General features: G+C 69.0%; 12 protein-coding genes and 1 pseudogene. 4 read left to right on the top strand and 9 right to left on the bottom strand.

The window, feature by feature from the left end; all coding sequences use genetic code 11:
- Positions 1-517: 517 nt before the first annotated feature.
- The 8 genes from AX737_RS25675 to AX737_RS25645 all read right to left on the bottom strand — a co-directional run bounded on the left by AX737_RS25675 (position 518) and on the right by AX737_RS25645 (position 9,417).
- Positions 518-1,105, bottom strand: coding sequence for a hypothetical protein (locus AX737_RS25675; protein ID WP_156453962.1), 588 nt, complete (start codon positions 1,103-1,105; stop codon positions 518-520).
- A gap of 485 nt (positions 1,106-1,590) precedes the next feature.
- Positions 1,591-1,893 carry a hypothetical protein gene (locus tag AX737_RS33680; protein ID WP_156453961.1) on the bottom strand — a complete coding sequence of 101 codons (303 nt, stop codon included), beginning with the start codon at positions 1,891-1,893 and terminating at the stop codon, positions 1,591-1,593.
- A 538-nt stretch (positions 1,894-2,431) separates the two neighbouring features.
- On the bottom strand, positions 2,432-3,841 hold the full coding sequence (locus tag AX737_RS25670; RefSeq protein ID WP_066926379.1) for an amidase family protein: 1,410 nt from the start codon (positions 3,839-3,841) through the stop codon (positions 2,432-2,434).
- Between the two features lie 54 nt (positions 3,842-3,895).
- On the bottom strand, positions 3,896-4,597 hold the full coding sequence (locus tag AX737_RS25665; protein ID WP_066926376.1) for a cyclase family protein: 702 nt from the start codon (positions 4,595-4,597) through the stop codon (positions 3,896-3,898).
- An 81-nt stretch (positions 4,598-4,678) separates the two neighbouring features.
- Positions 4,679-5,413 (bottom strand): ABC transporter ATP-binding protein, encoded by a 735-nt coding sequence (locus AX737_RS25660; RefSeq protein ID WP_066926374.1) that lies wholly within the window; start codon positions 5,411-5,413, stop codon positions 4,679-4,681.
- The gene (locus tag AX737_RS25655; RefSeq protein ID WP_066926372.1) at positions 5,413-7,194 is read right to left on the bottom strand and encodes a branched-chain amino acid ABC transporter ATP-binding protein/permease; all 1,782 of its coding nucleotides are present in this window, start codon (positions 7,192-7,194) and stop codon (positions 5,413-5,415) included. The genes AX737_RS25660 and AX737_RS25655 overlap by 1 nt, the downstream gene beginning before the upstream one ends.
- Positions 7,191-8,066: a branched-chain amino acid ABC transporter permease gene (locus AX737_RS25650; protein WP_066926370.1), complete on the bottom strand. Its 876-nt coding sequence runs from the start codon at positions 8,064-8,066 to the stop codon at positions 7,191-7,193. The genes AX737_RS25655 and AX737_RS25650 overlap by 4 nt, the downstream gene beginning before the upstream one ends.
- Positions 8,067-8,223: 157 nt before the next feature.
- Positions 8,224-9,417: an ABC transporter substrate-binding protein gene (locus tag AX737_RS25645; protein ID WP_066926368.1), complete on the bottom strand. Its 1,194-nt coding sequence runs from the start codon at positions 9,415-9,417 to the stop codon at positions 8,224-8,226.
- Between the two features lie 303 nt (positions 9,418-9,720).
- On the opposite strand from AX737_RS25645, the gene AX737_RS25640 reads away from it, so the two are divergent.
- On the top strand, positions 9,721-10,683 hold the full coding sequence (locus AX737_RS25640; protein WP_066926366.1) for a LysR substrate-binding domain-containing protein: 963 nt from the start codon (positions 9,721-9,723) through the stop codon (positions 10,681-10,683).
- A gap of 14 nt (positions 10,684-10,697) precedes the next feature.
- On the top strand, positions 10,698-12,119 hold the full coding sequence (gene hydA / locus AX737_RS25635) for a dihydropyrimidinase (RefSeq protein WP_066926364.1): 1,422 nt from the start codon (positions 10,698-10,700) through the stop codon (positions 12,117-12,119).
- 118 nt (positions 12,120-12,237) lie between these two features.
- On the opposite strand, the gene AX737_RS25630 is transcribed toward hydA, so the two are convergent.
- Positions 12,238-14,190 carry a cytochrome C oxidase Cbb3 gene (locus tag AX737_RS25630; protein WP_156453963.1) on the bottom strand — a complete coding sequence of 651 codons (1,953 nt, stop codon included), beginning with the start codon at positions 14,188-14,190 and terminating at the stop codon, positions 12,238-12,240.
- A gap of 273 nt (positions 14,191-14,463) precedes the next feature.
- Here AX737_RS25630 and AX737_RS37570 point away from each other — a divergent pair, with 273 nt between their 5' ends.
- Both AX737_RS37570 and AX737_RS36440 read left to right on the top strand, forming a co-directional pair.
- Positions 14,464-14,592, top strand: coding sequence for a hypothetical protein (locus AX737_RS37570; RefSeq protein WP_280949103.1), 129 nt, complete (start codon positions 14,464-14,466; stop codon positions 14,590-14,592).
- 256 nt (positions 14,593-14,848) lie between these two features.
- Positions 14,849-14,996 (top strand): annotated as a pseudogene (locus tag AX737_RS36440) (DUF2254 domain-containing protein); the annotation flags it as partial.

Genomic DNA, 14,996 nt, shown 5'->3' with positions numbered 1-14,996 from the left:
CCCCCGGTTCCCCTTCAGGCCAACGCGAGGCCGGGGGTGGGTACAGGGGGGAAATTCAATCCGCCACCACGAGAGTGACCCCTCAAATTCATGACCCCTGTGGGTAGTTCGGGCTATCACCCTGGCTCGAGCCCTGAGCGTAACGCTGCCCCCGCATGGTCTGTCACCTTGCGTTCCTTGGTCTCGCGAGGCTGATCGCCCACAGCACTCCACTCACGGGACGTAGAGGCGCATCTCTTCAGGTGCTGAGCCCCGCAACGGGCCAGCCGAAAGAGGAAACGAAGCCGCTCCGGCTGACCCGCGTCTCCCCAAGCCTGGGGATAAGCGAGGAGGCATCTGTATATCAGCACGAGGTGTGCCAGAGCGCGGCGCCGAGACCACTCGGACCCGGGCTCGCGTTCGGCTGATAGAGGGACCCAGGGGGGGGTACCGGAGGAAATCCTGCCGCTCGTCTTTGCGTATGGCGTCTGAAGTGCGTGACCCTTGATGGAAGCCGGAGGCAATGCCATGGCTGGCACTAGGCGTTTCCGGAAAGCCCAACGCTTAGCTCGGCAATAAGTTCAGCGGAGGAGCCGTTGTGTTTGCCTAGGATGCCCCGCACGAGATCAATGAAACCGTATAAGTAGGACTCTGCCCGTTCGATTGCCTCGATGCACTGCTGCATGTCTGCCAAGGACAGGCCATCAAGCTGACCAGCAGGCGCCCAGCGGTTCACATCGAGCGTAGGGCCGGTCCAGCGGATATGGGTCTTCCTTTGCCGGACAGTACCTCCGAGCATCCCATGAGCGACCTTGTTGCGCGTTTCTTTGAGGCGGTTGAGCGTAACGAGCAGCTTACTCCAAATCGGCACAATCTGAGCCTCATGCTCCGACCGGGCAAACACCGGCCTCAGCGAGGCGTCAACAATCTTGAACCGTGCTTCTGTGTTTCCAGCGGCGAAATAAACCGGCAAAGCGATGTTCGGATCGCCGATAACGGTGTCTAGCAGATCCGCCATTCGGTTCTCGATGCCTGCCCAAGCGCTTAATACATCAGCTACTGCAACTTTGAGGGCTACAACTTCTTTTGTAGCCTGCCCTGCCTGGAAATTTTCTGGGCAAACCATGCAACCGCCTCGATGCCAAATGTCTTAAGCTGTCTCGCCAGCCGGGCTTTGGAGCCGTCTCAGGTCCGGCGCCCTGGCGTGGCTTTACGCTTCCTCGCCGCCTTCTTGGCCGTAACGGCTCTGGTCAGCTCGGCAACGGTCAACTGTTGCTGACGACGAGCTATGGATGTGGCCGTGCCGATCCACCACCCGGCAGCACGGTTGGCGGCTGAGAGCCAGACGCTCAAAGCGGGGTTCTTCATGCGGGCCTCAAGAGGGTTGGTGCAGCCGCCCCAGCGACACAACGCGCCAATAGCCCGAAGGTGGCCCCTTGCCGGTCCTGCCGCCAAGTCCTACAATCTGCTTCGTCTCTGCGGCTGCAAAACGCTGATTTGATTGCGGAATTTCTGTCGGCCTTGCCCTCCTTTCGGGCGCGCCATTCACGAACAGAACTGTGAACGCTGGGAGCGGCGTCCGGTCCGTTCGTGACAGCTCTTTCGCGACCATCACGCCGACCTGCCGATTTGGATCTGGTTGGGCTGCACCTCCACCCGGTCGATGACCGCGCGGATGTAGGTCTTTCGGAACGGAACCTCGCCCTCTCGCAGCCGCGCCCGCATCTCAGATGCGTACGTCGCGTCGCGCTCCGGTGCCATCGCCACAGGCTCCAGGATCTGCTCGCGTAGGCGCTCCAGTGCGGCCCGCGCCTGATCCCGATCGGTGCGTAGCGTGTCGAGCCGCTGCTTCAGCGTCGGATCAACCGAGCAGGTCGTCGATGAGACGGGTGAGATGCTGCTCGGTCGCCTCAATCTCCGGGATCGTCACCGCGGGCCGGTCTGGCAGGCAGAGCAGGATCACGGGCTGCGCATCGACTTCACGGGTGCGACGACCCGCGCCCGTGCTCCGGGAGCATGCCGTCCGGTCGGGCGGGCTCGGCCGTGCGGCGCGCAACGCGGCGGGACGTGTGTGAGCCGAGTGACTTACGCATGGCAGGGCTCCGTGGAAGGACCCCTCCAATTACACCGGCCTGCCCCCGAAAACGGGGATAAAAACGCGCTCGGCGCGGCCAGACGGCAGAGACCTCATCCTGAATTTGAGGCAGGAAGGGGACCTCGGGCACCGCGCCTTCGCGGTCCATCAGCAGCCTCGGCCAGCTTCTCCGAGGCGGACATCGACGTGGGTTGGCGTAGAGGTCTCAAACGCGCCACAATCGGACCGTGTGTCCAGAGCGTCTGAGGGTCCGCTCCTGCCGTTAGGGATAGCCTTCGCGTGATCCGGAGGCGCAGTAGCAATGCTGAGAATAGCCTCGCCTGGAAATCAACTCGGCCATCCCACCGCGGCCGCTCCTCACGGTTCTGCGAGCGGCCGAAGATTATAGCCCTGCGGCTTCGTCCGCTCGATCGCCGCAGCCGTCCGCACCACGTCGAACTCGCCGAGAGTGCGACCAACGATCTGCAGGCCGACCGGCATCCCGTCCGAGGCGATCCCCGCGCAGACGGAGGCTGCGGGCTGGCCGGTGAGGTTGAAGGGATAGGTGTAGAAGGCCCAGGAGACGAGGCTGCGGTCTTCCAGCCCGGCCGGAATGTTCCGGCCTGCCTCCAAGGACGAGATCGGCAGGGTCGGCGATAGAAGCACATCGTACTCGGTGAAGAAGCGGACCATCCGGTCCCGCAGCGCGTAGCGCGCGAAGACGGTCTCGTAATAGGCGCGCATCTCCTGGGCGAGGGCGGCGTCCAGTACGTCGGCGACGGCCGGGTCCAGGAGATCGCGGCGGTTCTCGAGAACGCCGCGCAGGCGGGTGCCGATCCCGGCGTAGAACTCGGCGGTCCAGAGATCGGCCGGGTCGGCGTCGAAGACGGCCTCGACCTCCTCCACGCGTGCGCCCTGGTCTGCCAGGGCCATGGCGGCGCAGCGGGCGATGGCCGCGACCTCCGCGCTCGGCCGCGCGTAGCCGAGGGTCGCGCTCCAGGCGACGCGGAGCCCGGCGACGGAAGCCTTCGCCGCCCCCAGGAGGTCGGGCACGGGCCCGGCCACCGCGAAGGGGTCGCGCGGGTCGTGACCGGCGACCGCGATCGTCAGCAGGGCGGCGTCCGCCGCGTTGCGCGCGAGCGCGCCGACATGGGCGAGCGTCGGCGTCGCCGAGGTCGGCCAGACCGGCACGCGGCCGAACTGCGCCTTGAGGCCGACGAGGCCGGTGAGCGCGGCCGGGATGCGCAGCGAACCGCCGCCGTCGGTGCCCAGCGCGAAGGGCGTGATGCCGGCCGCCACCGACGCGGCCGCGCCCGCGCTCGAGCCGCCCGGCGTCTTCGTCAGGTCCCAGGGATGACGGGTGATGCCGGTCAGCGGCGAGTCGCCCACGGGCTTCGCCCCGAACTCGCTCGTCGTGGTCTTGCCGATGATGACGGCGCCCGCGGCCCGCAGGCGCTCGACCGAGGGTGCGTCGGCGGCCGCGACGTTGTCCGCCATGGCGCGCGAGCCCGAGGCGTAGGGCTGCCCGCCCACCGCGATCAGGTCCTTCACCGAAACCGGCAGCCCGTGGAGCAGCCCGAGGGGGGCATCCCGCATCACGGCGTCCTCGGCCCGCCGGGCCGCCGCCCGGGCCTGGTCCGGCATCAGCAGGCAGAAGGCGTTCAGCGTGGCCTGGCTCGCCTCGGCGCGCGCGAGGGCGCGCTCGGTCAGTTCCACCGGCGACACCGCGCGCGTCGCGATCAGGCGCCGCAGGTCGAGCGCGGTCATGAAGTCGAGGTCGCTCGTCATCGCTCCGCTCTCCTGAACCCAGAGGCGGCGCCCCGGCGGGGCGCCGCTTGCGCGTCAATCGTTGACGATGGCGAAGGCGCGCACCGGCGAGCCGGAGCCGCCCTTGAACTTCAGCGGCACGCCGAAGAACTGAACCTCGCCCTTGCCGAGCAGCTCCTCGAGGTTCACCAGCCACTCCCAGTGGCTCATGCCGAGGTCGCGGCAGAGGCGGTGCTGGGCGAAGACATTGTCGCTCGGCTTGTCGGTCGAGGGCCCCTCGACGCCGTGCATCCGCGAGCCGCGCGCGTGCAGCCACTGCGTCGCCTCCGCGGTGAGCAGCGGGTTCTTCCACACCGAGTCGAGGCCCGGATAGTTGCGCGCGTGGAAGCCGGTGCAGAGCAGGACGATGTGCCCGTCGACCTTGACGCCGCTCTTCTCCTCCGCTGCCTCCATGTCGGCGACGGTGATGTCGCCGAGGTCGGGGATGTGGCGCAGGTCGAAGCAGACCGCCTTGCCCATGAACAGGTCCAGCGGCATCTCGTCGACGGGCTGGCCCTTCGGGTTCACGTGCAGGAAGGCGTCCACGTGGGTGCCGACATGGTCGAGCATCGCGATGAAGTTCGTCTGGAAGGTCATCGCGTCGCCCGGCACGCCGAGACCGAGGGCGGCCGAGCTCTCGTGGCTGAGATGCGTGGTGATCACCGGCCGCTGGAAGAGCTTGTGGGCCGGCATGTTGTCCTCGATCAGGAGGCTCAGGTCGACGACGCGCTGGGGCATGGCGGGTCCTTATCGGGCGTGGGAGACCGTTCGCGGCGCCGGAGGGTGCCGCGCCGGGTCGGGTCTTCGGGGATGCCGCTCTCAGGCGGCTTTCTTCTTGCCGAGGAAGGCCTCCATGACCTCCGGGTCGCGGGCGATGAGCCCGCTCGGGCCGTCCCGCACCACGCGCCCCTGCGCCACCACGTAGGCGTGGTCGGCGATGGCGAGCGCGTAGGCCGCGAGCTGCTCGACGAGAAGAATGGTGAGGCCCTGGCGGTTGAGGTCGCGCAGGACGCCGATCAGTTGCTCGACGACACGGGGCGCGAGGCCGAGCGAGAGTTCGTCGATCACGAGGAGGTCGGGCTCGGCCATAAGGCCGCGGGCGATGGCGAGCATCTGCTGCTCGCCGCCCGACAGGCTGCCGGCGGGCTGGCGCAGCCGCTCGCGCAGGCGCGGGAAGAGCGCGAGCGCGCGCTCCAGCGTTTGCTTGGCTCGGGCCGTCCTGAGGCCGCCATGGGTGTAGGCGCCCAGGATCAGATTGTCCTCGACGCTCTGGTCGGGGAAGATCAGGCGGCCCTCGGGCACCATGGCGAGGCCGCGGGCGACCTTGGCGTGGGCCGGCAACCGCGTGACCTCCTCGCCCTTGAAGAGGACAAGGCCGCCGCACGGCCGGACGAGGCCGGTGATGCCGCGCATCAGCGAGGTCTTGCCGGCCCCGTTGTTGCCGATCACGGCGACCAGCTGGCCGCGCGGGACGGTGAGGCTCGCGCCGCGCAGAGCGGTCGCCGCACCGTAGCGGACTTCCAGGTTCTCGACCGTCAGAAGGGTCTCGCTCATCACGCGGCCTCCGCGTCGAGGATGGCGGAGGGGCCGCCGAAATAGGCCTCGATCACCCGCGGATCCGCCTGCACCACCTCCGGACGGTCGCTCGCGATGATCTGGCCGTAATCGAGAACCGTCACGGTGTCGGCGACCGCCATGATCAGATCGACGTGGTGCTCGATGAGCAGCACCGAGACACCGAGCCCCGCGATCTTCCGAATCATCGCCTCCAGCTCGTCGATCTCCTGCGTGGTCAGGCCGGCGGCGGGTTCGTCGAGGAGCAGCAGGCGCGGACGCGTGGCCAGCGCGCGGGCGATCTCCAGGCGGCGCTGATGGCCGAAGGGCAGGAAGCACGCCTGCTCGTTGGCCGCCTCGGTGAGCCCCACGAAATCGAGCAGCCCGATCGCGGCCGCCCGGCAGGCGGCCTCCTCGCGGCGGAAGCGGGGCGTGCGCAGCACCGCGCCGGGCAGGCCGTAGCCGAGATGGCTGAAGCCGCCCACCATGACGTTCTCCAGCACGCTCATCTGCCCGAAGAGTTCGGTGTTCTGGAAGGTGCGGGCGAGGCCGAGCCGCGAGACGGCGTGGACCTTCCGGCCGGCGAGATCGGTCCCGTCGAGGCGGAACGTCCCCTCGCTCGGCCGATAGAAGCCCGAGATCGTGTTGACGAAGGTCGACTTACCGGCCCCGTTCGGGCCGATCAGGGCGTGGATCTCGCCCGGGGCGACCCGGACGCTCGCGGCGGAGAGCGCCGTCAGCCCGCCGAAGCGCACGGTGAGGCCGTCGGTCTCCAGGCCGGCCGGCGCGCGGCCGGCCAGGATCGCGGCGGCGGGCGTGCCCTCTGCCGGATCGACGCCGCGCGGGGCGGGGCGCAGGCGGGCGTAGAACTGGCCCAGCGTGCCCAGGATGCCGCCCGGCAGACCGAACATCACGGCGAGCAGCAGGGCGCCGTAGGCGAATTTCTGCCACTCGGCGAAGCTCTGCAGCACCTCCGGCAGGTAGGTCAGGATGAAGGCGCCGACGACCGGCCCGAAGGTCGAGGCCGCGCCGCCCAGGATCACCATCAGCAGGAAGCGGACGGAATCCGAGAAGGTGAAGATGTCGGGCGAGATGTAGGCGTTGAGGAAGGCGTAGAAGCTGCCCGCGATCCCCGCCGTCACCGCCGCGACCGCGAAGGCGAGCGTGCGGATTCCCGTAGCGCCGATGCCGAGGCTGCGCGCGGCCGTCTCGCTCTGAGCGACCGCCAGCATCGCGCGGCCGTAGCCCGAGTGCTTGAGGTTGTGCGCCGCCAGCGTGGCAAGGAACAGGGTGACGGCCAGCACCGCGTAGAAGGCGTAGCCCGAGAGCGGGTAGCCGAGGAGGTTCGGGCCGGGGATGCCGGTGAGCCCCGTGGTGCCGCCGGTGAGGCCCTGCCACTCGATGGCGACGTTCTCGACGATGAGGCCGAAGGCGATCGTCACCACCGCGAGGTAGACGCCCCGCACCCGCACGCTCGGATAGGCGAGCGCGGCGCCGAACAGCCCGGCCACGAGGGCCGCGCCGAGACTGGCGAGGACGAGGTCGAGGCCGAGCCGGATCGCCAGGATCGACCCCGTATAGGCGCCGAGCGCGAACAGGCCGGCCTGGCCCAGCGAGACGAGGCCGGTGAGCCCGACCAGGACGTTCAGGCCGACCGCGATCACGCCGTAGATCAGGAACAGCATGAACAGGCGCAGCTCGTACTCGTTGCCGGAGGTGAGCGGCACGACGACGAGGACGGCCGCGAGCAGCGCGAAGCCGAGGGCGTGAAGAGCCTTCATACCTTGAAGATCTCCCGGCGGCCGAACAGGCCCTGAGGAAAGGCGAGGAGCACGAGGATCATCGCGCTGAAGCCGACGATCTCGCGCGCCGCGGTCGAGACGTAGCCCTCGACGAACTTCTCCATGACGCCGAAGGCGAGGCCGGCGAGCACCACGCCGGGCCCGCTGGTGATGCCGCCGATGATGGCGACCGCGAACCCTTTCAGCCCGAGCAGGACGCCCATGCTGGCCGAGGCCTGGATCACGGGCGCGACGAGCACGCCCGCGCCCGCGCCGAACAGGGCGGCGAGGCCGAAGGAGAGCATCACGATGCGGTCGACGTCGATGCCCATCAGGGACGCCGCTTGGCGGCTGTGGGCGACCGCCTGCATCGCCCGCCCGACGAGCGTGTGCCGCTGCATCAGGTGGAGGCCCACCATCGCCAGCACCGCGACCGCCGGGATGGCGAGTTCCTGCGGGTAGACGCCCGCGCCGAGGATCGAGATCGCCTTGTCGACGCCCGGCGAGGGCAAGGGCCGCGAGAAGCCGCCGAACTGCATGGTGGCGAGCGATTCCGCCATGATGCCGACCGCGATGGTGGTGAGCATCCAGCCGATCGAGGCGTTGGCGCCGATGAACGGCCGCACCGCGAAGCGCTCCAGCACCACGCCGAACAGGGCGCCGGCCAGGATCGCCAGCAGGCAGGCGAACGGCAGCGGCAGGCCGGCGTCGAGGCCCATCACGGCGAGCACGGCGCCGATCATCAGCGTGTCGCCGTGGGCGAAGTTCACGGCCTTGGCGGCCGACCACATGATGTGGAAGCCCAGCGCGACGAGGGCGTAGATGCCGCCGATCGCGAGGCCCGAGAGCGTGTATTGCAGGGCGGTCGTCATGGCTGCCGCGTTGGCTCCCGGTGCGAGGCGGGCAGGTCGTTCTGCGGAGGCAGGGCGCGGTCCGGCCCGGTGAGGGGGGATCCGGGCGAACCGCGCCCTGCCCCTCCCCGCCGGGGAGGGCGTGGGAGGCGCGTGTGCGCCTCCGGCTCGTCGTTCTTCAGTTCGACTTGCCGTAGGGCGTCTGGGCGATCGGCAGGAGCTTGCCGTCGGACCAGACGGTCAGCTTGTAGTCGCGCGGCAGGATCGCGTCCTGGCGCTCGGGATCGGCGGCGTCGAAGGCCGGGTCGTACTTGGCGACGAGGCCGTCGTACCGGACCTGGTAGAGCGCCTCGCGGACCTTCTTCCAGTCGTAGGCGCCGGCCTTCTCGATCGCCTGGGCCACGATGTGAACGGCGTCGTAGGCGTTGGCGATGCCCGAGCCCATCTTGATCTGCGACGGGTCCTTGAGGCCGTACTTCGCCTGGATCTTCTGCCAGAGCGCCTGACCCTTGGGATCGAGGTCGCCCATGAAGCTGTAGGTCTGCACGACCTCGACGCCGTTGGCGAGCGGGCCGGCGAGCTCGCCGAGATTGCCCGCGATGCCCCAGGCGCCGATGATGGTGGGCTTGTAGCCGACCTTGTCCATCGAGCGGACGAGCTGGTTGCCCTCGCGGTCGAGGGCCCAGAATAGGGCGACGTCGGCGCCGGCATCGCGCGCGCGGATCGCCTGCGCGGTCATGTCCTGGTCGTTCCAGTTGAAGGTCTCGGCGGCGACCAGCTCCTTGCCGGCCTTCGCGATGGCGGCCTTGACGTCCGGCACCGCGCCGTTGCCCCAGCCGGTATTCTCGTAGAAGAACGCGATCTTGCCCGTCTTCGAGACCTTGGCGGCCTGCTCGACGAGGAAGCGGGCGACCCATTTGTCCTTGGCCGAGACCCGGAACATGTAGTTCGGGCTGCGGCCGTTCTCGATCGCCTGGGTGTTGGCCGCGAGCACGCCGACGAAGGGGATGCCGATGGCGTGCACCGGCTCGACCTGCGCCACCGAGACGGTGGAGTGATAGCCGCCCAGGATCACCACGCACTTGTCGGCGAGCGCGATGCGGCGCGTGTTGTCGACGCCGCGCGGCGGCGCGCCGGCATCGTCGTACTGGACGAAGCGCAGAGGCTTGCCGAGGACGCCGCCCTTCGCGTTGATCTCTTGGATGGCGATCTCGGCACCCATCTTGATCGCCTGACCGCCGAACGCCGCCGGGCCCGTGATCGCCGCGGAATTGCCGATGCAGGGCTCCTGCTGCGCCAGTGCCGAACCGGGAACCGTGAAAGCCAGGGGCGCGGCCAGGACGAGGCGGCGCAAATACTTGTGCGCTTCCATGCGATGGGCTCCGATTTCCTGATGATGGCCCGGGTTCGGCCCCGATGCTTGATCGATGAGCCTCAGGCTACGCAGCGAATACAGGGGCCCGCAAAGACCAATTTCCGATACAAGACATTGGAAAATCCTATGAGCCTCAATCATAGGCGGGATCCGACACGGTGCTCGGGCGTCAACACACTGCGTCGCAAACACAATTTTTGACGCAATGCACATAGCTTGCGCAGATTGCCCAGGCCTAGAGCAGTTTGACATGCTCGTGGCGTTGCAACGATCCTGGCGTGCGCCTTGAGCAGGATCGCCATGGATCTTCGTCAGCTTCGGTACTTCGCGCAGATCGCGGAGAGCGGAAACGTCTCGCGGGCCGCCGAGGTGCTGCGGATCGCCCAGCCCTCGCTCAGCCAGCAGATGCGCAACCTCGAGGACGAACTCGGCGTCGCGCTGCTGTTCCGGCACGCCCGCGGGGTGACGCCCACCGAACTCGGGCTCAAGTTCTACGAGCACGCGCGGCGCATCCTGCAGGAGGTCGAGCGGGCCAAGGAGGTGGTGCGCTCGCAGGCGACGAGCCCGAGCGGGCGCATCTCGGTCGGACTGCCGACCTCGGCCTGCCGGGGCCTGTCCCTGCCGCTGCACCGAACGATGGCGGAGGCGCTGCCCAACATCAGCCTGCACATCGTCGAGGCGATGAGCGGGACGCTGGACGAGTGGATCCAATCCGGTCGCCTCGACGTCGCGCTTCTCTACGACCACAAGGCGTTCGAGCACGTGGCCTGGACCGAGATGATGGTCGAGGACCTGATGTTCGTCGTCCCCGCCTCCCACCCGCTGGCCGCGCGTCGCGAGATCGCGTTCGGCGAGGTCTTCCGGCAGGCGCTGCCCGTGGTGCTTCCCGGGCGGCCGAACGTGCTGCGCACCGTGATCGAGCAGCTCGCGGCGCGCCACGACATCACGCCGATGGCGACCGACTGCGAGAGCCTGCCGGCGATCGCGGAGCTCGTGCGCGCCGAGGCCTTCGCGGCCATCATGCCGCATTTCGCCCTGGCCGCGGAGATCGAGCGCGGCGAGATGGTCGCCATACCGATCGTCGATCCGACGCCGTCCTGGCGGCTCTCGGTCGTGGTCTCGCAGCGTACCCTGAATGCCCGCGGCAGCGAGGCCGTCGCAGAGGTTCTGGCGGGCGTGATCGGGGATCTGGTCGAGCGCTCCATCTGGCGGGCGCGCCTCAAGCCGACGGAGCGCCCGGCCCCCGTGCGGGTGCGCGCATAAGAGACTGAGACCGCATGACCGAATTCGACCTCGCCATCCGGGGCGGCACGCTGGTGACCGCCACCGACACGCTCCGCGCCGATCTCGGCATCCGCGACGGGCGCATCGCGGCCGTGGCCGAGCGGATCACCGACGCCGCCCGCACCCTCGACGCGTCGGGCCTCCTCGTGCTGCCCGGCGGCATCGACAGCCACGTCCACATCGCCCAGGCCTCGGGACCCGGGATTGTCATGGCGGACGACTTCGCCTCGGCGACGCGGGCCGCGGCCGCGGGCGGCAACACCTGCGTGATGCCCTTCGCGCTCCAGCCGCGCGGCGCGTCCCTGCGGGAGGCCACCCACGCCTACCGGGCGCTCGCGGAGGGGCAGTGCCACATCGACGTGGCGATCCACCTCATCGTCTCGGACCCGACGCCCGCCGTGCTCGGCCAGGAACTGCCCGCGCTGATCGCCGAGGGCTACACCTCGTTCAAGGTCTTCATGACCTACGACGACCTCGTCCTGAACGACCGCCAGATCCTCGACGTGTTCGACGTCGCCCGCCGCGAGGGCGCGCGCGTGATGGTCCATGCCGAGGGCTACGACACCATCCGGTACATGAGCGAGAAGCTGGAGCGCGCCGGCCAGACCGCGCCCTACGGCCACGCCCTGTCGCGGCCCGAACTGGTGGAGCGCGAGGCGGCGCACCGGGCGATCGCCCACGCGGAGCTGGTGGATCTCCCCATCGTCATCGTGCACGTCTCGGGCGAGCAGGCCATGGAGCAGATCGCCTGGGCCCGGGCACGGGGCCTGAAGATCCACGCCGAGACCTGCCCGCAATACCTCACGCTGACGGCCGAGGACCTGAAGGGCCGCGGCAACCCCGATCCGATGGCGGGCGCGAAATACGTCTGCTCGCCCCCGCCCCGCGACAGCGCGAGTCAGGCCGCGATCTGGCGCGGGCTGGAGACGGGTTTGTTCGAGATCGTCTCCTCGGACCATTGCCCGTTCCGCTACGACGACCCGAGCGGCAAGCTGAACCCGCGCGCGAAGGAGTCTTTCCGCTACGTGCCGAACGGCATCCCGGGCATCGAGACGCGTCTGCCGATCCTGTTCTCGGAAGGCGTCTCGACGGGCCGGATCTCCCTGAACCGCTTCGTGGACCTCACCGCCACGAATCACGCCAAGCTCTACGGCCTCTACCCGCGCAAGGGCTCCATCGGCGTTGGGTTCGACGCGGACCTGACGCTCTGGGACCCGAACCGCCGCGAGACGCTCACCCAGGCGAGGCTGCATCACGGCGCGGACTACACCCCCTGGGAGGGGTTCTCGGTGACGGGCTGGCCGGTGATGACCATCGCGCGGGGCGTGGTGGTGGCGGAGGACGGCCGGTTCACGGGCGCCCCGTATCGAGGGCGGGTGATCGACCGGACGGTGCAGTCCGCGCCACCACGGTGAGCCGAGGCGGCGACACCCCAACCGATCCGCCTCTCGGCCGGCGAACGCACGTTCGCGGTGCGGTACACCCAGGCGGTCCAGTCCGCGTGCATCGTCACCTCCCCGGCCCTGGGCTGGTTCACGGCACAGGTACGTCCTCCGTCAGGGAATCGATTGAGAGCAGGTAGCCGAGCAGCGCCTCTTGATCGCTGAGACTGTACCCCGCCGCCGCATCGACCCAGTAGGCATGCCCTTCCCCCGTTACGCGTGCCGTGCGCGCCGTGACGGAGGCGCGGTTGGCGGCCACGACCCGCCCGCGCAGGTCTCGGTCCACCAGGGCGCGCAGGCTGTTGCGCGGGTCAGGCGCGAGGCCACGGGCGAGGGTGCCGGGTACGCCGAGCTGCCCGGCGGGGTCGGGCCCGACCGCGACACCGCTGTCGTGCAGGTAGGGCGCCGACCACGTGAGGCCGACGAGATTTGGAACCTTGTAGCCACCTTCGGTTCCGGCATGCGCCCAGCCCAGCTGAACCTGGCGAAGCGCGTCTCCATCCAGGGGGATCGGCACGATCTTCGGGTCGGCTTGCAGCGGGAACGGGGTATCGGTCGCGAACATCGTGGGAGCGGAGAGACGCGCCTCCATCTTCGCCCCGGCGCGGGCCCGAGTCGGCTCGGTGCCGATCTCGCCTACGGGCACGATCCGATTGTTGGTGAGCGCAGGGCCGGAATGGCACCCAGCGCACCCGGCCCGCTCGAACACCGTGCGCCCGGCCGCAACCTCGACTTTCGGGGCGGTCGGCGGACGCAGCAGGTTTTGAAAGGCCGACATGGCGTTGTTGGCGAAGTTCGCCGGCTCCCCGGGTACGGAGGCGAACAGACCGTTGTCGGTCATGTAGTTCGTTGCCGGAAAGCTTGGCAGGACGGCGTACCGGTTGAGGCCCGGCGAGCCGGGCGTCGGGTCGAAGGCGGCCAGGATCGTGCTCGGCGTCCTGCCTCCCTTAGGATCGTAGCGCAGGGACGGATTGATCGCCCCCTGGAACAGGATGCCGAGGTAGAGATCCGGATCGAGCCCGAACAACCAGGGCGCCGCGGCGGCGAGCTGCGTCGTGTCGGAATTGGCCGCGTGCACGTTGTTGTTCAGCGACGACAGACCCTTGAAAGGCCCGACGGCTTCGCGCCCGCTCCAGCTGTAGGGCTCGCCGTAGGCGGAGAAGCTCGACGGGATGGAGGTCGGGTTCGTCACCCGGTCGGCGGAGGAGTCGAAGCTGCCCGGCGGCCAGCTCGCGACCTCGATCTTGGCCGCGGCCTCCAGCTTGTCGCGGTCCGGCAGCACCGCGGTGCCTCCGCCAGGGGTCGGTACCGTCCGCGCCGGATCGCCGGCGAGGGCCGCGAGATCGACGCTGCCATGCATGAAGTAGGCCGAGGCGTTGGCCGAGAGCGCGAGCAACAGGCCAGCGTTGAGGTCGGCGTTCGGCGCCCCCTCTACCACTTTGCCGGTGCGCGGATCGACCGCCGCGTGGCAGAGGGCACAGGTGATGCCGAGGCGCAGGTGACCGCGGTCGTAGAAGGTCTTCAGACCGATGATGCCGAGGCCGCCCGTCTCGACGTCCAGGCCGGTCGAGACGAGATCGCCCTTGCGCCATTGGCGCTCGCCGATCCGCACGTCCTGTGCGACACGGACCTGGAGATTGTTCGTGGCTTTCCCGCCGAGAAGGAGCACGGCGCGGGCGACCTCGTAGGGCGTCAGGGCGCCGTCGAGCATCCCCATGACGTCGGTGAGGAAGACCTCGTTCCCGAAGGTCTCGGTGTAGAAAGCCTCCCGACCGCGCGCGACGACGGCCTCGTCGATAGCGAAGGCGCCGGCTTCGGGCGCCAGCGTCCGGCGCCCCGCCTCGGTGGCCCGCAGGGCCTGCGCCTCCTCCGGACCGATGCGACGCCCGAGGAGATCGTAAGCCGTACGGATCGGGTAACGGTCGGGGTTCGCGAGGGCTTCGCGCGCGGGCATCGGCGCGTAGCTGAATCGGCCAAATTTCGCGACGGTGGCGACAAGAATGAGGACAGTGAAGGCGATCAGGATCAGATAACGGGAACGCATGCCGAGGTCGGATCTCCGGCCTGCAGCGGCCGCCGGACAACGGGCGTCGACGGCCACGGTTCGATGACAGATCCGCGAGGCAGCGGGCGTCGTGCAAAACCTCGTTTGGACAGATCGTCCGCTTCGGACGACGAAAGGAAATTGGCGCGACGGTTCGATTGGGCCGGAGGTACGTCTGCTCCCTGGCAAACGCGGAGCGTCCGCTCCCCACGCCAAACGGAAGTTCGCGGCCCCTTTGTCGAATGTCCGATCCGTGTGCGGGATCGGACCTCCATGATCGGGACCGGGTCAGGCGAAGTAGCCTGCGCTTACCTGCTCGGCCCGGATGCCGGAAAGATCGAGCACGCCTTCGCCCGAGAGCAGGAGGAGCGCGCCCCGTTCTACGCCGAGGAGACCGTGTAGGTTCGCCCGCCCAGCGCGATTCGGTCGCCCTCGGCCTGGTGAAGCCCAGGATCAGGTTGCTGCTCGACCCGGTGACGCTCGGCGTGGCGCTGGGCTTGTTCGTCGGCAAGCGGGCTCCGGGCTGGCCATCTTGGTGCTGGTCACCGCGCTCAAGCGGGTCGGACTCGCCCGGGAGGAAACGGAGGATTGAGCCGATGTCGATGAATGGGAAAGTGCCACCCGCCCGGGCTCGGGCGGCGGAATGGGAGGGGCGCCGGTGAGGGCGAGGGTACGGGCCTGGATCGAGTTCCTGGGCGACCAGTTCTGGCTGCGTCCGGCGCTCGTCGTGCTCGCCTGCATCGGCCTGGCCCAGGTCGCCGTGTGGCTGGAGACCGCGCAGATCGCCGGCCACGACCCGTCCTCCC

Origin of the sequence: Methylobacterium sp. CCH5-D2 (genome assembly GCF_001556475.1) — a bacterium.
In the GTDB taxonomy this organism is placed as follows: Bacteria; Pseudomonadota; Alphaproteobacteria; order Rhizobiales; family Beijerinckiaceae; genus Methylobacterium; species Methylobacterium hispanicum.
The sequence above is the reverse complement of the archived record's forward strand: the minus strand, read 5'-3'. Positions and strand labels throughout refer to the sequence as shown.